The sequence below is a fragment of the Streptomyces sp. NPDC045967 genome (assembly GCF_056430495.1).
Genome location: NZ_JBWKLE010000003.1, coordinates 253681 through 272975, shown reverse-complemented (window position 1 = coordinate 272975; position 19295 = coordinate 253681). Strand labels below are relative to the sequence as shown.

The following is a 19295-nucleotide window of genomic DNA, read 5'->3' as shown; positions in this document are numbered from 1 at the left end:
CCGCTCCTTCGGTGGTGGATGAGGCCGCCAGTATTTCGCAGCGGGTGCGCGGGCGGCCCGGGGCCCCGCCGTCGCGGGGTCCCGGGCCGCCGTACGGGCACCCGGTCAGGCGGCGGCGGTGACCGCGGCCTCCTGCTCCGGCCGCGCCTCCTCCTCCCCGGCCCGGCCCGGTGACAGGGCGAGCTCCAGCACCTGGCGCACGTCGGTCACCGGGTGCACCTCCAGCCCCTCCAGCACCTCGGCCGGGACGTCGTCCAGGTCGGCCTCGTTGCGCTTGGGGATGATGACGGTGGACAGGCCCGCGCGGTGGGCGGCGAGCAGCTTCTGCTTGACGCCGCCGATCGGCAGGACGCGCCCGGTCAGCGAGACCTCGCCGGTCATGGCCACGTCCGTGCGCACCTGGCGGCCGGAGAGCAGCGAGGCCAGGGCCGTGGTCATGGTGATGCCCGCGCTCGGACCGTCCTTGGGCACCGCGCCGGCCGGGAAGTGGATGTGCACACCGCGGTCCTTGAGGTCGGCGACCGGGAGTTCCAGTTCGGCGCCGTGGGAGCGCAGGAAGCTGAGCGCGATCTGCGCCGACTCCTTCATGACGTCGCCGAGCTGGCCGGTGAGGGTCAGGCCGGCCGCGCCCGTCTCCGGATCGGCCAGCGAAGCCTCCACGAACAGGACGTCGCCGCCGGCGCCGGTCACCGCGAGTCCGGTGGCCACGCCGGGGACGGCGGTCCGCCGCTCCGCCGGGTCCTGGGCGGACTCCGGGACGTGGTGGGGCCGTCCGATCAACCCGCGCAGGTCGTCGGCGCCGACGCTGAAGGGCAGCTCCCGTTCGCCCAGTTCGTGCTGCGCGGCCACCTTGCGCAGGAGGCGGGCGAGGGACCGCTCCAGGGTGCGCACGCCCGCCTCGCGGGTGTACTCGCCGGCCAGGCTGCGCAGCGCGGCCTCCTCCAGGATCACCTCGTCGGCGCCCAGGCCCGCGCGCTCCAGCTGGCGCGGCAGCAGGTGGTCGCGGGCGATGACGACCTTCTCGTCCTCGGTGTAGCCGTCGAGGCGGACCACCTCCATGCGGTCGGCGAGCGCCTCCGGGATGGCCTCCAGGACGTTGGCCGTGGCCAGGAACACCACGTCGCTGAGGTCGAGTTCCACTTCCAGGTAGTGGTCGCGGAAGGTGTGGTTCTGCGCCGGGTCCAAGACCTCCAGCAGCGCCGCGGCGGGGTCGCCGCGGAAGTCGGAGCCGACCTTGTCGATCTCGTCGAGGAGCACGACCGGGTTCATCGAACCGGCCTCCTTGATGGCGCGGACGATCCGGCCCGGCAGGGCGCCGACGTAGGTCCTGCGGTGTCCGCGCACCTCGGCCTCGTCGCGTACGCCGCCGAGGGCGACGCGGACGAACGTGCGGCCCATGGCGTGGGCCACGGACTCGCCGAGCGAGGTCTTGCCGACGCCGGGCGGTCCGACGAGCGCCAGCACGGCCCCGCCGCGGCGGCCGCCGATGACGCCGAGGCCGCGCTCGGTACGCCGCTTCCTGACCGCGAGGTACTCGGTGATGCGGTCCTTGACGTCCCCGAGCCCCGCGTGCTCGGCGTCGAGGACGGCCCGTGCGCCCTGGATGTCGTACCGGTCCTCGGTGCGCTCGTTCCAGGGCAGTTCGAGCACGGTGTCCAGCCAGGTGCGGATCCAGGAGCCCTCGGGGCTCTGGTCGCTGGCCCGCTCGAGCTTGTCGACCTCCTTGAGGGCGGCCTCGCGGACCTTCTCGGGGAGGTCGGCGGCCTCGACGCGGCTGCGGTAGTCGTCGGATTCCTCGCCCTCCTTCTCGCCGTTCAGTTCGCGCAGTTCCTTGCGGACGGCCTCGAGCTGGCGGCGGAGCAGGAACTCGCGCTGCTGCTTGTCGACGCCGTCCTGCACGTCCTTGGCGATGGACTCGGCGACGTCCTGCTCGGCGAGGTGGTCGCTGAGCGCCTTGACGGCCAGCCTGAGGCGGGCGACGGGGTCGGCGGTCTCCAGCAGCTCGACCTTCTGCTCGACCGTCAGGAACGGGGAGTAGCCGGAGTTGTCGGCGAGGGCCGACACCCCTTCGATCTGCTGGACCCGGTCGACGACCTGCCAGGCGCCGCGCTTCTTGAGCCAGCTGGTGGCGAGCGCCTTGTACTCCTTGACGAGCTCGGCGACCGCGCCCGGCAGCGGGTCCGGCACGTGCTCCTCGACGGTCTCGCCCTCGACCCAGAGGGCGGCGCCCGGACCGGTGGTCCCGGCGCCGATGCGCACGCGCCCGAGGCCGCGGATGAGCGCGCCGGGGTCGCCGTCGGAGAGCCGGCCCACCTGTTCGACCGTCCCGAGCACCCCCGTTGCGGCGTACTTCCCGTCGATGCGCGGCACGAGCAGCACCCGCGGCTTTCCGGTGCCCGCCGCCGCCTGGGCCGCCTCCACGGCCCCGCGCGCGTCGGCATCGGACAGGTCCAGCGGAACGACCATTCCGGGCAGCACGACCTCGTCGTCGAGCGGGAGCACGGGCAGAGTGAGCGTTACGGACGTCGAAGCCATGATCAACCCTCCGGCAGTGAAGTTGAGCTATGCCGACTCAATGCATCTGCGCCGCCCCTTGTTCCCCACCCTGTGTTCGCCTCCGGCGAACGGAGGGTGAGTGTCCCGTAGTTTCGGATCTTGCATAAGTCAGCTCTGCATTGCACGTGATCTTGCACAGGTCAGCGGGATCTTGCATCGGTGAGTGGGAGTGCTTGTCGTGGCGCGTGCGCTGGGGCAGCTACCGGGTGGGGTGGCGGGGCCGCCACTGGAGGGGTTCGAGGTCGCGTACGTCGCTCCAGGCGGGTCGGAGTTCCGGCGTCCGCTGGCGGCGGTGTGGGCGGTGCGGTTCGAGGATGTGGCGCCGGTGCGCACGTTCGCTTCATACAAGGGTCAGCGGAACTTCCCGGGGTTGTGGTGGTCGTCTACGGTGGGCGGGCACGTCGGGTACGAGTCCTGGCTGGAGCGCGATCATGTGATGCTGCTGGACTTCGATCCATCGGTGGTGGGGATCTCCTCGCAGCCGTTCTGGCTGTTCTGGCGGTCGGAGACGGGCAGGGGTGTCTCTCAAGCGCCGGACTTCTTCGCGCGCCGCAACGACGGCACGGCTGTCGTGATCGACTGCCGTCCGGCGGAGCGTCGTAAGCCCCGGGACTGGGCGAAGTTCGAGGCCACCTGGGCGGGCTGCGGTCAGGTGAGGTGGGAGTTCCGGCTGGTGGGGGCGCCGGATGCGATCACGGTGCGCAATATGTCCGGCACCCCGGCGGCGTGGTGCTCCGGCTTCTACCCCACCACCGCTACGTCTGTCTGCGCCACCGCACCTGGATCGGCCCTCCGGACGTGGACTGGCCCGCGGCCGACCTGAGTGACCTTCCTGACATCGTCCACGCCCAGCGCCGGCACCTTCGCCTCCTGCACCGCCATGCCGTGCCCCTGACGTTCGACGCCGTGCTGACCGCCTTCAGCTTCTGCGGACACATCTGGAACTCCGCTGACGACCACCCCAAGCAGCGCGGCCCCGCCCACATCTGGCACACCTGGGACGCCCGTGCGCGGATGCTGATACCGGATGACCGCTGTGCCTCCGTTTACGACTCGTACAACACATCCAAGCTGTTCGCCGCCGTCTATCCCGAGGCCGTCAGCCTGGCCGCCATCATCGCGTCGCCCTACTGGCGGCGCGTCGCAGACGCGAGAACACCACGGAAGCGTGAGCGCTTCTTCCGGGAGATCAGCCTCCGCGTCATCTACCCCTACGACGACGCCTCCGTGTTCGGCGACTCCGTAGCGCACTGGAGCAACGCCGACTCCTGGCGCCCGCCCTCCCAACCGATACGGACCTACTCACCCCCGAGAGCGACAGGCTCTCCCCCATCGCTTCACCAGGCTTAGTTTCGTCGGCACGAGAAGAGCGCCGCCTGGTTCAGCATCAACAAGCGCAGGGTCGGCTCCACCCTGCTCCGTCACAACCACATCAGGCCTGTCATCACGCGCGAGTGGCCCAGGCCGAAACAGCCCGTGAAAGAGCCGCCCTGGGCGAAGTCCTCCTCGAGATCCGCGCTGCGCAAGCCAAAGCACGAGCCGACGCAGCAGGCGTACGCGGCTGACAACCGGTGTGGACGCGCGGGCTTCGAACCCCGCCGACGAGTACCAAAACTCCGCGGCGCGCCTGAGTGCCGCGCCGCAGCAGGACCGGATGAACCGACCAGAGCAACCAGCCCGGTCAAACAACCCGTACACGCTTCAAAATTACTCGCCGGTATGCCATACGAAGGATGCCGCCCCGCCGAAGGCAGCAAGCCATTCGACAGCAGGTTCGAGACAGAACGATCAGACATCGCGGCACCTACGTATCCGGAACGAAGCGATCCCAATCTCGGTTCCACCTGGGATTTCCCCGGCCAAATGGGTCCGCCGAGCCCCCAAAACGTGAATCGAGTCACACATGACGGGGTCACCTGCGCGGCTTAGGGTGGCAATGTCGATCACGGGCCAAGGGGCTCGCCTCCCATCTCAATGTGGGCGTGTGATGCTCCAACTGATGGGCCCGTCTGCGAGTAGACCCACTAACGGGGATGCCGAGGTATTGGCGTGCAAAGAAACATTTCGAAAGATCGGATTCTCATCACCGGGGGCGCCGGATTCATCGGTGGCCACCTTGCCCGCGCGCTGGTGGCATCCGGGGAAGAAGTGACAGTCCTGGACGACCTGCGTGTGCCGCCGATGATCCCGCCGGAAGGTACTGGGAAGTTCTTAGAAAAACCCGTCTTGCAGTTAGAGGAGAGGGACCTCTCTGACGTACGCCTCGTCTACCACCTGGCGTCACACAAGAGCGTTCCTCGCTCCTTCAAGCAGCCACTCGACTATCTCGACAACGTGGACTCCGGCCGCCACCTGTTGGCTCTCTGCACGAGTGTTGGCGTGCCCAAGGTAGTCGTCGGGAGTACGTGCGAGGTCTACGGCCAGTCCGACACACTGCCGACACCCGAAAGCAGCCCTCTGTCCCCGCTCTCGCCCTATGCCGGGAGCAAGGTCGGGCTGGAGATGGTGGCCAGGGCCCATCAGCGCGCCTCAGTCGCTCCCGAGGTGGGCATCGTTCGCTTCTTCAACGTCTACGGCCCCGGCGAGCGGCCCGACGCCCTCGTACCACGGCTCTGCGCCAACCTCCTGACCAGGAACGAACTGCCTGTCGAGGGCGACGGTGAGCAGCGTCGCGACTTCACCTACATCGCGGATGTCGTGGACAAGCTCATCTCGTTGGCGAACCGACCGCTGCCCTCAGTCGTCAACTTCGGTTCCGGCCGGTCCCTCTCCGTGAACGACGTCATCCGGATCCTGCAGGCGACCTCTCCGACTGCCGAAGTCGTCCGGAAGCAGCCCCGGCCGAACGAAATCACCGAGTTCCGGGCGGACACCGCCTTGCAGACACGGCAGATCGGAGACAGGGCAGGCGGGGTCGGGATCGAGGAAGGCATTCGCCTCACTCTCGAATGGTGGCAGTCGCGAGACCTGGACGACATACGCCAGCGCATTTTCCAAGAGGAGGTGGCCGACTGATGGCCGGCTACACCGCACCTGTACGCGCCAGTCTGGATGTCACTTACGCATGCGACCTGCGCTGCATCCACTGCCGCACGAACACCGGGGAGATCCCCGTCCACATCCGCCGCAAGATGCTGTCCATCGAGCAGTTGCAGGACATCATGCTCCAGCTGGACCGGATGGGGACTTTCGAGATCACCCTCACCGGTGGGGAGCCGACGATCCGCAAGGGCTTCTGGCAGCTCCTGGACGTCGTTCCGAAGCTGCGCCATTCGACCGTCACCCTCATCACGAACGCGGCAGCGCACACGCGGGAGCAGCTCGACCGCATCGTGGACAGCGGCATTTCGTCCATCCGGGTCAGCATGGACGGCACGCGGGAGACGTTCGCCGCCGTACGGCTCATGGACGTGTTCGACACCGTCGTGGAGAACTCGATCTATCTCCGCGACCGTGTGCGCAGCTTCAAGGTGCTGACCACGGTCATGAAGACCAACCAGAACAACGTGTTCGACCTCGCGCACTACCTGCGAGCCCACGGCTTCCGGCGCCAAGACCTCATCCTGGTCCGGGCGCACGGCCGCGGTGGCCGCAACCGGCTGCTCCTGACGGAGGAGGAGACGATGGCGGTCCACCGCCAGGTGACCGAGTTCAAGCGGGACGTGCCAGCCACGGACTTCGACCTGAACCTCAACGCGCCCTACCTGGTCCCGGGCGAGAAGCTGCGTCCCTTCCAGGACGTCGTCATGTTCCCCTACCTGGTGCGCGACAGCAGCATCGCGATCTCAGCCACAGGCGACGTGACTATGAGCCGCCTCTACAGTGCCGCGCCCTTGGGGAACACCAAGGATGCTCCCGTTCAGGAAATCTGGACGCAGGGGCAACAGCAGCTCGTCCAGGAGCAGGAGGAGTTCACCGAGGAGCGCTTGCGCGAGATCTTCTGGGACTTCGCGACCGGTGACGGACCGGACGGGCCCCCGCTCACCTCACTGCTGGACCGACAGATCTTCGAAGGCGCGGAGGTGAGGTAGGCCTTGTCCAGGGAGGCTCTGATACGCCTGTACGACCTCACGTCGTCCCAGCCTCTGCTAGACGCTCTGAGCTCTGCCGTCGCATCGCGGGATGTCGCTCCCGCCGTTCCCCGTTTCAAAGGCGCCGCTGGGCCGCGAGCCGAGTCCTTCGTCGAACTGCACCGGGGAGGGACGGTTCTGGGCCGGTGCGGCATCAACGTCCAGGGCCCGGGCACAGTCGGTGCCTGCGAGGTGGCCGCCGGGGTCGCCCCGGCGGAGCGGGCGGGCGTGCACTGGCTTCTCGTCTATATCGCACTCGAACGGCTTCAGTGGCTGGGATACGCCTACGCGATGATGGAAGTGGGGGAATTCGCAGACCACTTCCCGCCGGCACTGCGACAGGCGGCGTGGTGGATTCCCGATTCCACGCAGCGCAAGAGCGCGGTTGCACGGGATGACAAGAGCCTGGAATGGGCGGATCTCTTCATCGACTTCCGAACCTGGACGCCGAGTTCCACTCCCACGTCTCTTACGGTCAACGGCCGAGACCTGTGGGTGCGTCGTCCCGAAGCGAGTGAGGAGCTGCTGATTGTCGACTGGCTCAGAGAGACCTTCGGCGGAGGCTGGGCGAGCGAGATCCACCGGTCGTTCTCACGGGATCCGATCTCGTCTGTGATCGTGGTCGACCGGAACAAGGAACTGCCGCCCAAGGACCGCTTGCTTGGCTTCCTTGCCTACGACACTGCGCGGCTCGGAATGCTGTCTGCGATTGCGCTCGTGCCCGAGGCACGCGGTCGCGATCTGTCCTTGGCGACGGCGCTCATCGAGGAGTGCCTGCGCGAAGCGCGAGCCAGTGGAATGACCTATGCCGTGCTGGGAGGCGTGGGCAACGCCCGCTTGGCGGCTCTTCGCGCATTCAGCGCTTTATGGACCATCCCGGGCTCGTGCCCGGGAATCTTCGGGAGGGGTGTTCGGAACTAATGGAGATCGTCTTTACAGTCTCCGATCAGGTCTGGGGCGGCAAGCACCGCTACATGTACGACATGGCGGTCGGGCTGTCGCAGGCAGGTCACACGGTCACCGTCCTCGCGGAGGAGGGGGGAGCCATGCTTCAGCAATGCCGTGCTGATGGGGTGGCGACCGTGGGTGTGCCAGCGTTCGCCGGCGACGGGGCGGCCGAGGCGGTTCGCAAGGCGCTGCGGCATTGCCGTCCTCATATCGTGTGCGTCTCCGGCCGCGCGGACGCGGCCGCAGTCCACCACGCCCAGTCGCAGGGCGCGACTGATGCCGCCGTGTGCCTCTTCCGGCACTCAGCGTTCCCTCTGGGAACCACTGACGAGGTGCGCGACCTGTTCGCCGGCGTGAACCTGGTCTTCACCACGTCACGGGAACAGCGGCAACGCCAGTTCGAGCCACTGATCAACGCCGGTGTCTTGAAAGACGAACAGGTCGAGATACTCACCAGTGGTATCGGGGAGCCTCTGCTCGCGGCTCTGGGCGCCGCCGACCGTGGCGCCGCTCGACAGGAACTGGGCGCTGAGGCAGACCAATTCGTCTTCCTCGTGCTGGCCCGCCTGTCCTGGGAGAAGGGCATCGACCAGGTGATCGACGCCTTCGCTGACCTGGAGCTGCCGCCGGACGCCGAGCCTCCGCTGCTAGTGGTCGCGGGTGAGGGACCGCTGGAGGCCGAACTCCGTGGGCAGACCATCGAACGGGGCGTCGCCGAGCGGGTCCGGTTCCTCGGCCACCAGGACCACGTCGCCCCGGTGATCAAGGCCAGTGACGCCGTAGTCCTCACCAGCACGGTTCCTGAGACCGGCCCGCTCGCGCTCAAGGAGGCCATGGCCGCTGGCCGCCCCGTTATCGCCTCTGTTCAGGGCGGCATCCCTGAGTTCATCGAGGACGAGCGACACGGTCTGCTGGTCATCGACGACGAGGACCTGCGACAGGCGATGCAGCACGTCCTGAGCGACCGTGAAGCCGCCGAGGCCATGGGAGCCGCCGGATCCGAGTCGATTCGCGGCGGACATCGTGCAGTACGACGCGTGGAGTACCTCGTCCACCGTCTCGATCTCCTGGCCCTGGAACAGCTCGCCCCGGAGACGGTCCTTCACGAGGTGGTGTGGGACGACGTACGGCTGCGTGAAGAGATACAAGGCGGCTTCGTCTTCGTGCCGCGTACATCGCACATCATGGAACTGGACAGCGCTACGTACGCTGTCGTGCGCACTGCGGTCGAAGCCGGTGACCCACTCCAGTTGATCAAGCTCCCCGAGGAGACGCTCGGTGTGCTTGCATACCGGCTCTACGCCATGGGCGCGCTGGTCCGGCAGGGTGGTCAGGCGACGCCTGCGGCCCGCACCGCGGACGGCGAACGCCCGGTTTCGGAGTCCGCGTGAAGGTCCTTGTCATCGCCGCACACCCGGATGACGAGGTTCTCGGTGCCGGGGCCACGGTGTCGGCATTGAGCCAGCAGGGCGCGGTGGTCCAGATCCACATCCTCGCCGAGGGGATCTCGCTGCGGCATTCGGGCGTGGAGATCGAGGAGGCGCGGGAACGCTGCCGGGTGGCGGCTAAGGAGCTCGGTGCGGCCGAAGTATCGTTCGGCGGTCTGGCGGCCGACGGACGCCTCCTGGCCGACCTCCCTCAGCGACAGGTCGTCGATGCGGTTAGCCACACCCTTCGTGAGGCAGAGCCCGAAGTGGTCTTCACTCACCACCCGGGCGACATCCACGCGGACCACCGCAGCGTCGCCCATGCAGTGGGGTACGGCACCCGCATCCTCGGCTCCGGCTCCGTTCGGCAGGTGCTGCACTTCGAGGTCCTGTCTTCGACGGAACAGCAAACGGGCCTGGTAGCGCCGTTCACCCCCAACCTGTTCTACGACGTCACCGGGCACGTCGAAGCCAAGTGCCGGGCACTTGCCGCCTACCCGTACGAGCTGTACGACCCGCCCCACCCGCGCTCCCTGGCGGCCGTTCGGACGCTGGCCTCATACCGGGGGACGCAGGTGGGGGTGGAAGCGGCTGAGGCATTCGTGATCGGACGAGAACTGCGCGGCCCCATGGCAGCGGTTCCCAATGGAGTTGATATGTGATGAGAGTGCTCGTGACTGGGGGTGCCGGGTATGTGGGCTCCTTCACCGTACGGCGCCTCCTTGCGGCTGGCCACGAGGTCGTGGTTGTCGACAATCTCAGCACGGGCCGCCGAGAAGCAGTCCGTGGCTGCCGCCTGCACGTGGTGGACATCCTCGATATCCCCGGCATGGGCCCGGTCTTCGAGGAGTTCCACCCTGAGGCCGTGATCCACTTCGCGGCCCTGAAATCCTCTGAAGAGTCGCTGCGTGACATCAACACGTACTTCTCCGTCAACCTGACCGGGACGCAGAACGTGCTCGCCCTGTGCGCGCGCACTGAAGTGGAGCGCTTCGTCTTCTCCTCCTCGTGCGCCGTGTACGGCACCCCGCAAATCTGCCCGGTGGATGAGACCGCGCCCGTACGGCCCGAAAGTCCGTACGGAGAGACGAAGTACCTGTGTGAGCGTGTGATCGCCTCCTACGCGCAGGCCACGGGGATGCGCTACGCCAACCTGCGGTACTTCAACGCGGCAGGTGCGGCCGATGACGCTTCCCTGGGAGAGTACGCGGGCCCGGCAGCAACCCAACTCCTCCCGGTGGCCATACGCGCAACCCTGGGCCTGGCGCCCACCCTGCGGATCTTCGGCAACGACTACCCGACGACCGACGGGACGGCTCTGCGCGACTACATCCACGTCGAGGATCTCGCCCAGGCCCACGTGCGGGTCCTGGAGGGCTTGCAAGAGGACGGTCAGTGCGGTCCGGTGAACCTGGGCCGCGGCCGGCCCGTCAGCGTGCGCGAGCTGATCGATGTCTTGCACGACGTCTCCGGGAAGGAGACCCCGGTTGCCATGGCGCCCCGCCGTCCGGGGGACCCGGGTCTGTCCTGGGCCGATCCGAGTCTGGCGCTGAGCCGATTCGGCTGGCGAGCAGAACGCGACCTTGACCACATCGTTCGTACGGCGTGGAACTGGCACACCAGTACCCCCGCGTCGCTGGAGTGACATGCACCTCTACCTACTGCGCCATGCCGAGGACCGTTCCGGAAAGTTCGACCCGCACCAGGATCGCCTGACCGAGCGAGGACGCCGACAGGCGCAGGCAGCGGCTCATTGGCTGGCTGAGCGGCGTCCCACAGAGCTTCGCACCAGTGTGCTTCCCCGCGCCCAACAGACCGCCGGCATTGTCGCGGCGCACACCGGCCTTGCCGCACGGGAGGATCCGCGCCTCAATGAGATCGTCTGGTCTCCGGTCGCGGGTGAGTTCCTGCCGAACCCGCGGGAGGACCGGCTCCATCCGCCGCCGCCGGGGGCGGAATCATGGAATGTGTTCATGACGAGGGTCGCCACATGCATGAGCGAGCTGTGTCATCAGGCGTCGGAGGACCAGCGGATTGTGTTGGTCACCCACAGTGGCTTCTTCGACGCTGTCAATGAACTGCTGAGTGGCGGGACCGGCAGGGTGGAGCTGCTGGTTGCGCACGCTGGGATCACACACTGGCAGTACCGTCCCGGAGACCCGGGTGGTGCCTGGCTGCTCCACCAACACAATGTCACCTTCGCCCCACAGACCCTGATGGATCACGGATCCCTGAGCACAGCGGAGTTGAGCGCATGAGCGGGCGGCGCAGGCGTATGGTCATTATCTGTGTCGACGGCGGGCTTCCCGGGATCATCCGCGAGCACGACTTCTTCAATCTGAGCCGGGCCCTGCCGACACTTCCCGGCACCGCCGTGCACGAGTTGCGCAGCATCTACCCCTCGTCAACAGCGCCCTCCCACGGGTCCTTTCTTACCGGGACGTACCCGAGCGGGCACGGGATCGTGGGGAACCGCTTCTGGGAGCGGGAGAGTGTTGAGGAGATCCGCCGGCGCTCGGACGATCCGCTTTCATCGTTTCACCCCTACGAGGAAAGCTCGCTCACCGCACCGAGCCTGCTCGACTGGTTCGCCCGGCAAGGGGCGTCGGCCGCCGCCGTCCATTTCCCGCAGACCTTCTCCCGCAACGCCCAGCTCGTGATTCCCAGCTGCTACTGCTTGTACGCCCCCGCCCTGGACCTGGTCGTCGAGCTCGGACCGACCGTTGACGGGGCGGCCGAGGGGGTGGTGCAGCTCTCGTACCTGGGACACGAGGTGGTCTTGTACCTCCGGGTCGACCAACAGACGAACGTGATCACGCTCGGAACCCGCCGAGAGACCGCTGTCGTGGCCGACGGCCTCCGGCCCACGCGACTGGACATCCCCGTGCCCTCGGGTTCTGTCTCCGTCGCGGTCTCCTGCCGCAGGCTCGACGAAGGTCGAATCGAGGTGCGTCTGGGAACCGCCGTGATCACCCTGAAGTTCGGCGGGCTCGACATGCAGGACCGTGCCGGTGACGGGCCCGCATCCCTGTACGTCGAATACACCGCCAATCCAGGTCACATGTTCCACGAGTCACCTCGTGCCGAGTGGGTGGAACAGACCGCCCTCGACGTCCTGAAGCAGCATGACCCCGATGTCCTGTTCGTGCGCTTCAACCAGGCCGACCATGCCCAGGAGTTCCTTTACTGGCATACGGTCCGAGGCACCTCCAGCGAACGAAGTCGCGCATTACAGCAGATCCTTGACGTCTACAACCGCATCGACGCCTGCGTGATGCGGCTCGCCCAGGCCGTCGGTGAGCACACGGAGTTCCTCTTCTTCTCCGACCACGGCATCGACTACGTCGAGACCCACCTGCGCCCGAACCACGTGCTGGAGGACCTCGGCCTCGCCGACCGCATGGTCTTCCAAGGTGACAGCAACTGCGCCTACCTGTATGCCGACGCACCTCTGCCGCCGACGGAGAAGAAGCGCCTCGACCGGGCACTGCGCGCACTCGATCCTTCCATCGGCGTGCTTACTCCAGCCGAACAGGACCAGTTGAAGTTGCCGGTAGGCAGCCCGCGGCTGGGTCATCTCACGGTGACCTGCGGCCCGCACACCGAATTTCAGTACAGCAACGCGACACCGAGAGAGAGCGTGGCGTCCGCATCACACGGTTACCTGCCCAGCGACTCGGCCATGAGTGGCTTCTTCCGCTGCTTCGGCCGGGTAGCAGCGCGGCTGGCTCCCCCCAGCGACATCACGGGGGCCTCAGCCGTGGTCCGCAGCATCTGGCGGCAAGCGGCGCGGGAGATGTGATCGTGCCGGAAAACCTTCCTTACGCATATGAGGTCGAGGGTCTGCACAAGCAGTTTGACGGATCCCCTAGGCCGGCCAATGGCGAGATCTCCTTTCACATCAAGCAGGGCGAATTCTTCGGGCTTCTGGGCAGCAACGGTGCGGGAAAGACAACCCTGATCAAGCAGATGATCGGACTGGTGCGACCGGATGGGGGGGCGGTGCGGCTGCTGGGGCGCGATGTCTTTACCCATCCTCGCTTCACGGCGGCCACGGTGGGCTACATGCCCCAGACCGCCTTCGCCCTCAACAGCCTGACCGTCAAAGAGGCGGTCTACTTCAGTGCGCACCTCCGCGGTGTCGCCGCCAAGGCGGCCCGCCGGGAGCGTGACGCCCTGTTAGAGTTGCTCGGCCTGACCCACCTGGCCGGCAAGGTCGCCCGACAGCTCTCCGGCGGAGAACGCCGGCTACTGCAGATCGCGGTGACCTTGGTCGGATCACCGCCGGTGCTGATCCTGGACGAGCCCACCAACGAGTTGGACCCGTCGCGGCGCCGCCAGGTATGGCAGCTTTTCAGGGAACTGAACCAACGCGACGGTCACACCATCATCCTCATCACCCACAACGCCATCGAAGCGGAACAGGTGATCGAGCGGGTCGGAATCCTCAAGGAAGGTCGGCTCGTCGCGCTGGGCGCTCCGGCCGAGCTGAAGTCCTCGCTCCACTCCCAGGTACGCCTGTCGATCACGCTGGGTGACGCACAAATGCACGGGCTGCCTGACTATGTCCGAGTGCTGTCCGAGCACCGCGGCAAGGTCGTCGCCCTGGTCGACTCCGCCGACCTGCCGCACCTGACCAAGGACGTGGATCTCACCCAGTTCCCCGAGTTCACCATGCACACAGCGACACTGGAAGACGTGTATGTCAGCTACGCATGACAAGAAGCTCGGGCTGAGCTTCCTTGGACAGGTCTGGGACCTGTTCAGGATTCAGCTCACCAACTGGCGCTGGTCCTGGCCGCAGATGGTGCTCACTGGCGTACTTGCTCCGTTGGTCAGCATCGCCGCCTTGGGGCTGTTCGCTCGGAACTCCGGCCACGCCGCGACCGAGTATGTCCTGACCGGCAGTGTGACCATGGCGATCCTGTTCGAGACTCAAAACAAAATCGCCAGCAATTTCGCGTTCATGCGCGGAAATGGCGCCTTCGAGTATTACGCTGCCCTGCCTGTCCGTCGCGAGGCTCTCATCCTGGCCACGCTCGCAGCCTTCTCCATCCTGTCGCTGCCTGCCATCGCGGTCACTCTGTTGCTCGGCTCGGCCCTACTCGCCGTTCCACTCACGTTCTCGCCACTCGCCCCGTTGTGCCTTCTGCTCGCCCTGCTTCCTTCGGCCGGGCTGGGGGCCTTCATCGGCAGCAGATCCGGAACCATCGAGCAGGCGTCCTCTCTCAGTCTGGCCACCACGCTCCTCATGATGGCCGCAGGCCCGGTGGCAGTCCCACCAGAACTGCTGCCCGACGCACTGATCTGGATCGGCAACCTCAACCCTGCGGTCTACGCGGCCGACAGCCTGCGTCACTCCCTGACGACACCCGACACCTCCCGGGCCTTTGCCGACATGGCGGTCCTTGCCATCTTCGGCGGCGCGGTGTGGGGCCTGACCAGCACACGTATGCACTGGCGCGCCCGCTACGGGCGCCGCGTCTCGTGACGCAACCATCGATCACTCATCACGAAGGGAAACGCATCCATGACCGAGCAACAGTTCCTCGCAGTCCTCGCACCCCTGATCGAGGAAATCACCGGGAACGCCTTCTCCCAGGAACAACTGGACGTCACCTTCGGCGATCTGGACATCGACTCCCTCAACCAGATTGAGATCATCAGCCGTATCGAGGACGAGTTCGACTGCCAGATAGAGGACAGCACCCTGCGGACGATCCGTACGCCCCGCGGACTGCTGGACCACATTTCGAAGTCCACCAGCCCCGCGTGATCCGAAACCACTCCGGCGACCGGCCTCGGTCACTGGCATGGTGGTTCGCGTGGTGGGCAGCGGTCCACGCCGGTCTGCTACTCATCCTCGTCACCTTCCGGTGGGACGAACGGCTGAGCGAGACGCTCTGCGCCTGGACGAGCAGCAGCCCCTCCAGTGCCCGGCTTCTCGAGACACTGACCTCGTGGGGCAACCCGTGGCCTGTGACCATCATTGCCGCCGGATCCGCGTGCTTCGCGCTGATCCGGCGGAACGTCACAGCTGCTGCAGTCCTCCTGGTCATTCCGTACGCCGCCACAGTGAGCTGCAACCTGATCAAGGGATGGGCTGAACGACAGCGTCCGGCCTTGGATTGTGCCTCGATTCAAGCCGACGGCTTCAGTTTCCCCAGCGGACACGCGGTCGGTGTGACGACCGGATTCCTGCTGGCCGCGCTCTACTTCAGTTACCAGATGCCACGGGCCGTCTCCGCACTGATGCTGTTCCTTGCTGGGCTGAGCGCCGAACTCGTCGCGTGGAGCAGGGTCCTTCTCGGTGCGCACTTCAGCGTCGATGTGCTCGCTGGGCAACTCTTGGGCGCCGGCTGGCTGGCCGTCGCCGCGCTCGTGCTGCACCGCCAGTCAGTCCGCCGCTTGCAACGCGAGGCCCGTCAAGCGGGGTCGAACTCCCTGGACGAGCCCGTGTCATGATGACGCCGTGCCGTTCAACCACAACGATCATTACCATGACCTGTTACTTCGTGAACTCCCCGAATCATGCCGAAGGGCCCTCGAGGTGGGCTGCGGCACAGGGAGGTTTGCACAGAAACTAGCGCTTCGAGGAATCGAAGTAGATGCCATTGATGTAGATAATCACGTCATCACCGTCGCACGAGAGAAGAATTCTACTCTCGATCTCCCCAGGCAGATCCGCTTCGAGCGGGCAGATATCACACACCTAACGTTGACACCGGACACGTACGACTACATCGCATGCTTGGCCAGCATCCACCACGTCCCCTTTGAGACAGTGCAGAAGCTGCGCGCATCGCTCACCACGAACGGCGTCTTGGTGATCCTCGGATGCTACCGAGAAGCAACGCTATGGGACCACGCCATAAGCCTTCTAGCCGTCCCTGTGAACGCTATTTGGCGTGCTGCGGTGTTCTTCCGAGAGAGCTGGTCAGGAAGCCGTCCCGATCGGGGCACGCAGTCTCCTTCAGCATCTGTGGCGCCTCCTTCGATGTCGTTTGCGGAGATCCGAGAAGACAGTGCTGCATATCTTCCAGGCAGGCGGATTCGGCGCCTCCTCTTCTGGAGATATCTTCTGGTCTTTCACAACATGAAGGCAGGGCTGGGAAGTGATTAGCAGCCGGACACACATGATCTCTCAGCCACCGAGAAGATATGCCCTGGGGGCCACCTGCGTTACGTTCAACGACGTGGGACGTGTCCTTATTGCGCGCCGCCGCTCCCCGGAACGCTGGGAGCTGCCCGGTGGCTTGGTGGACCCGGGCGAGGCATTCCATGATGCCGCCACTCGCGAGACCTACGAGGAGACCGGGGTCCACGTCAAAGTCCACGGCCTGGTGGGTGTCTACCAGCATCCGAGCCGGGGCATCCTCGCAGGCATCTTCATCGCGACAGCCGTGTCGGGGGAACCTCGCCCAACAGCGGAATCCAGCGCCGCCGAGTGGGCGGACGTGGAGGATGCTCTCACGCGACTGCACCCCCTCTATCGACCGCGCCTTGAAGACGCCCTCACAGCCAGGGCTTCCGTGACGCTCCGCGTCCATGAAGGAACGGAGGTCCTCTCACTCTTCGAGGCCACGCACGTCTGAAGGAACCGCGCGCCGCCGGGCTGCGATATCGAGAATCACCTCCGTCTCCTCGGCGGACCTCGCGAGGCCAGGGGTCGGCCGCCAGCCGTTCGACGCAACGCTCTCTGGCCATCGATGGAGTCCACATCAGACTGGAATGACAACCAACCCGAAAAGGCAAAGTCAACCTGCGCAGATCCGGGCCGCACGGACCAACACGTTTCTTCATCCCGCAGCTCAGAGCCGGGTCCCGATGCAGCAACAATCGGGACGGGACAGTGAGTGCTGGTCAGAAGGCTGGTCCGGCGGCCGGGCCGACGGCCACCGGGCGTTCGTCCGACGGCAGGCCCCACTCGCTCCAGGAGCCGTCGTACACGGCCGTCTCCCGATAGCCGGCGAGGTCGGCGCCGAGGGCCAGGACGCACGCCGTCACCCCGGAGCCGCAGCTGAAGAGGAGCCGCTTCCGGTCCCCCGCGAGGGCGGTGAAGGCCGCGCGCAGTTCCTCCGCGGGGCGCATCAGGCCGTCCTGGCGCACCAGGTCCCCGAAGGGCAGGTTGAGCGCGCCCGGCATGTGGCCGCCGCGCAGGCCCGGGCGGGGTTCCGGTGCGGCGCCGGTGAAGCGCTCGCGGGTGCGGGCGTCGAGGACGGCGGCGGCCGGGTCCGCCAGGGCGGCGGTGACGGCCCCGGCGCCCACCAGCAGCCCGGGGCGCGGCCGGGCGGTGAAGGAGCCGCGCGGACCGCGGTAGGCGGGACCGCTGTCCTCCACGGGCAGGCCGGCGGCGGTCCAGGCGGGCAGTCCCCCGTCGAGCACGGCGGCCCGGTCGAAGCCCATGGCGCGCAGCATCCACCAGGCGCGCGCGCTGGAGTAGAGGCCGGCGCCGTCGTACACGACCACGAAGTCGGTGTCGTGCAGGCCGAGGTCCCGCACGGCCTCGGTGAACCGGCCGGCCGTGGGCATGGTGTGCGGGGCCGGGGCCGCGTGGTCCGAGAGGCCGCCGTCGAGGTCGAAGGGCCGGGCTCCGGGGATCCGCCGGCCGGCGGCGCGGTGGGCGCCCACCGAGGCGTCGAAGACGACGAGGCCGGGCTCCGCGAGCCGGGCGGCCAGCCAGTCGGCGCCGACCAGCGGGCCGGCGGGTGCGAGCGGGTGGGAGGTCATACGGCGGCTCCTCGGGGCAGGTCGGGGGCCACATCCTGCCGCAGCCCGGGAGCGTCGGGCCGGGCAGCGGCCCTCAGGGCACAGCCGCCCCGCAGCGCAGGAGCATGAGGCGGGGGCAGCAGCCCGCGGCCCGGGAGCGTCAGCCCGGGCAGTCGCCCGGGCGGGCGTAGAGGGCGACGCGGGCGCCCCGCACCGGTGTGACCGAGCACAGGTCGAACCAGGCGGCCAGCGTCTGCCGCTTGACCGCCTCGCGCGGGTAGGGGTCCAGCGGCTGGTCGGGCGGATCGAGCAGGGCGATGACCCGCGGGGACGCGATGAGCGCTTCGCGGATCCGCTCCGAGGGGAGTTCGGTGCCCTGGAGGGTCCGCGAAGCCCGCGGGGAGCGCTCCAGGGCCACGTCCCGCAGGCCGCCGTAGACGCCGGGCGAGGACAGCAGCCACTCGCGGCGCCGCGCGGGAAGGAAGAGCACGGCGTCCCCCGGCCGGGCCCGCTCCCGGACCGCGGCGGCCACCGCCGTCACGTCGTCCTTGCGGCTCTCGGGCGTGCGCAGCCATGCCGACCAGCAGCCGAGCGGCACCAGCAGGGCCGCGGTCAGCAGCCACGGCCACCAGCCGCGCGCCGCGGCCGCCCTCGCCCCCACCAGCAGGGCGAGTCCGGCCAGCGCGTAGAGCACGTACCGGTCGACGTACCAGGGGTGGACCAGCGAGAGGGCCATCAGCAGCCCGGGGGGCAGCAGCGCCAGGGGCAGGGCCACGCGGACCAGGTCCCGCTGCCCGCGCGGCCCGGCGCCCCGCGCGAGCAGCAGCGCGGCGCCGGCGAGGACCGCGTAGGCCGCCCAGTCCTGCCAGGACGGCCTCCCCAGCCAGCCGAGCTGCTGCTCCGCCTGCCGGGCGCTGACCAGGGCGAGGGGCAGCAGCAGGACGGCGACGGAGCCGGCGGCGAGGCGCCAGCCGTGCGAGCGCCGGGCGGTGACGGCGTGCGCGAGCAGGGCCAGCGCGGCGAACTCGTGCAGCCAGCAGCCGAGCAGCAGGACGGCGGCGTACGCGGTCCACCGCTCGCGCAGCATCAGGTACGTCGCCCACACGACGGCCGCGGCGACGAGGGCGTAGGAGCGGCCCTCCTGCGCGTACATCTGCACCGGCGGCAGGACGGCGTACGCGAGCCCGCCGAGGAGCGCCGCCCGCTCCCCCGCGAGCCGGTGCCCGATCGCGGCGACCCCGGCGGCCGCGAGGGCGGTGGCGGCGACGGAGGGCAGCCGCAGGGCCCACAGCCCGCCGTCCCAGGCGGCGAACACCCCGTGCAGCAGCAGGTAGTACAGGCCGTGCACGGCGTCGACCTGGCCGAGCAGCTCCCCGAGGGCGCCGAGCGGCCGGTGGGCGACCTGCCAGGTGACGGACTCGTCGCGCCACATGCTGCCGCCGCGCTCCAGGCCCCACAGGCCGAGGAGGACGGCGAGCAGCGGCGGGAGCACGCGCCAGGGGGCGATGCGGCGGATGGCTGCCTCCGGGTGCTGTCGTAAGCGGGTGCGGGGACTCCATACTCGGGGTTCGGTCGGAGTCCCTGC

The 19295-nt window shown here is 67.8% G+C and carries 19 protein-coding genes; 16 read left to right on the top strand and 3 right to left on the bottom strand.

Annotated features, from left to right (window positions below; all coding sequences use genetic code 11):
* Positions 1–105 precede the first annotated feature (105 nt).
* A complete protein-coding gene (gene lon, locus AC07FY_RS08195) occupies positions 106–2535 on the bottom strand; it encodes an endopeptidase La (RefSeq protein ID WP_479002275.1) in 2430 nt (809 codons plus the stop codon).
* A 199-nt stretch (positions 2536–2734) separates the two neighbouring features.
* On the opposite strand from lon, the gene AC07FY_RS08190 reads away from it, so the two are divergent.
* The 16 genes from AC07FY_RS08190 to AC07FY_RS08115 all read left to right on the top strand — a co-directional run bounded on the left by AC07FY_RS08190 (position 2735) and on the right by AC07FY_RS08115 (position 16596).
* Positions 2735–3379, top strand: a complete 645-nt coding sequence (locus AC07FY_RS08190) for a TnsA-like heteromeric transposase endonuclease subunit (protein ID WP_479002272.1) — start codon at positions 2735–2737, stop codon at positions 3377–3379.
* Complete coding sequence (locus AC07FY_RS08185) at positions 3355–3906, top strand: hypothetical protein (protein ID WP_479002269.1); 552 nt, start codon at positions 3355–3357, stop codon at positions 3904–3906. The genes AC07FY_RS08190 and AC07FY_RS08185 overlap by 25 nt, the downstream gene beginning before the upstream one ends.
* Positions 3907–4605: 699 nt before the next feature.
* Positions 4606–5571, top strand: a complete 966-nt coding sequence (tunA, locus tag AC07FY_RS08180; protein WP_479002266.1) for a UDP-N-acetyl-alpha-D-glucosamine 5,6-dehydratase TunA — start codon at positions 4606–4608, stop codon at positions 5569–5571.
* Complete coding sequence (locus AC07FY_RS08175; protein WP_479002263.1) at positions 5571–6587, top strand: radical SAM protein; 1017 nt, start codon at positions 5571–5573, stop codon at positions 6585–6587. Before tunA ends, AC07FY_RS08175 begins: the two co-directional genes overlap by 1 nt.
* Before the next feature lie 3 nt (positions 6588–6590).
* Positions 6591–7547: a GNAT family N-acetyltransferase gene (locus AC07FY_RS08170; protein ID WP_479002260.1), complete on the top strand. Its 957-nt coding sequence runs from the start codon at positions 6591–6593 to the stop codon at positions 7545–7547.
* Entirely contained in the window at positions 7547–8965 is a 1419-nt protein-coding gene (locus AC07FY_RS08165) for a glycosyltransferase family 4 protein (RefSeq protein ID WP_479002257.1), read from the top strand. Before AC07FY_RS08170 ends, AC07FY_RS08165 begins: the two co-directional genes overlap by 1 nt.
* Positions 8962–9663 (top strand): PIG-L deacetylase family protein, encoded by a 702-nt coding sequence (locus AC07FY_RS08160; RefSeq protein WP_479002254.1) that lies wholly within the window; start codon positions 8962–8964, stop codon positions 9661–9663. Before AC07FY_RS08165 ends, AC07FY_RS08160 begins: the two co-directional genes overlap by 4 nt.
* Positions 9663–10646, top strand: coding sequence for a UDP-glucose 4-epimerase GalE (gene galE, locus AC07FY_RS08155; RefSeq protein WP_479002251.1), 984 nt, complete (start codon positions 9663–9665; stop codon positions 10644–10646). Before AC07FY_RS08160 ends, galE begins: the two co-directional genes overlap by 1 nt.
* A gap of 1 nt (position 10647) precedes the next feature.
* The gene (locus AC07FY_RS08150; protein ID WP_479002249.1) at positions 10648–11259 is read left to right on the top strand and encodes a histidine phosphatase family protein; all 612 of its coding nucleotides are present in this window, start codon (positions 10648–10650) and stop codon (positions 11257–11259) included.
* On the top strand, positions 11256–12803 hold the full coding sequence (locus AC07FY_RS08145) for an alkaline phosphatase family protein (RefSeq protein ID WP_479002246.1): 1548 nt from the start codon (positions 11256–11258) through the stop codon (positions 12801–12803). Before AC07FY_RS08150 ends, AC07FY_RS08145 begins: the two co-directional genes overlap by 4 nt.
* Positions 12800–13720 carry an ABC transporter ATP-binding protein gene (locus AC07FY_RS08140; protein ID WP_479002243.1) on the top strand — a complete coding sequence of 307 codons (921 nt, stop codon included), beginning with the start codon at positions 12800–12802 and terminating at the stop codon, positions 13718–13720. Before AC07FY_RS08145 ends, AC07FY_RS08140 begins: the two co-directional genes overlap by 4 nt.
* Positions 13704–14492, top strand: coding sequence for an ABC transporter permease (locus tag AC07FY_RS08135; RefSeq protein ID WP_479002240.1), 789 nt, complete (start codon positions 13704–13706; stop codon positions 14490–14492). Before AC07FY_RS08140 ends, AC07FY_RS08135 begins: the two co-directional genes overlap by 17 nt.
* Positions 14493–14531: 39 nt before the next feature.
* Positions 14532–14777, top strand: coding sequence for an acyl carrier protein (locus tag AC07FY_RS08130; RefSeq protein ID WP_128839952.1), 246 nt, complete (start codon positions 14532–14534; stop codon positions 14775–14777).
* A 203-nt stretch (positions 14778–14980) separates the two neighbouring features.
* The gene (locus AC07FY_RS08125) at positions 14981–15466 is read left to right on the top strand and encodes a phosphatase PAP2 family protein (protein ID WP_479002237.1); all 486 of its coding nucleotides are present in this window, start codon (positions 14981–14983) and stop codon (positions 15464–15466) included.
* A 7-nt stretch (positions 15467–15473) separates the two neighbouring features.
* Positions 15474–16124 carry a UDP-N-acetyl-tunicamine-uracil synthase TunM gene (gene tunM / locus AC07FY_RS08120; RefSeq protein ID WP_479002234.1) on the top strand — a complete coding sequence of 217 codons (651 nt, stop codon included), beginning with the start codon at positions 15474–15476 and terminating at the stop codon, positions 16122–16124.
* Between the two features lie 13 nt (positions 16125–16137).
* Positions 16138–16596 (top strand): NUDIX hydrolase, encoded by a 459-nt coding sequence (locus tag AC07FY_RS08115; RefSeq protein WP_037919768.1) that lies wholly within the window; start codon positions 16138–16140, stop codon positions 16594–16596.
* A gap of 268 nt (positions 16597–16864) precedes the next feature.
* Here AC07FY_RS08115 and AC07FY_RS08110 read toward each other — a convergent pair whose 3' ends face one another.
* The gene (locus AC07FY_RS08110) at positions 16865–17731 is read right to left on the bottom strand and encodes a sulfurtransferase (protein WP_479002231.1); all 867 of its coding nucleotides are present in this window, start codon (positions 17729–17731) and stop codon (positions 16865–16867) included.
* Positions 17732–17870: 139 nt separating this feature from the next.
* Entirely contained in the window at positions 17871–19202 is a 1332-nt protein-coding gene (locus AC07FY_RS08105; RefSeq protein ID WP_479002228.1) for a glycosyltransferase family 39 protein, read from the bottom strand.
* Between the last annotated feature and the right edge of the window lie 93 nt (positions 19203–19295).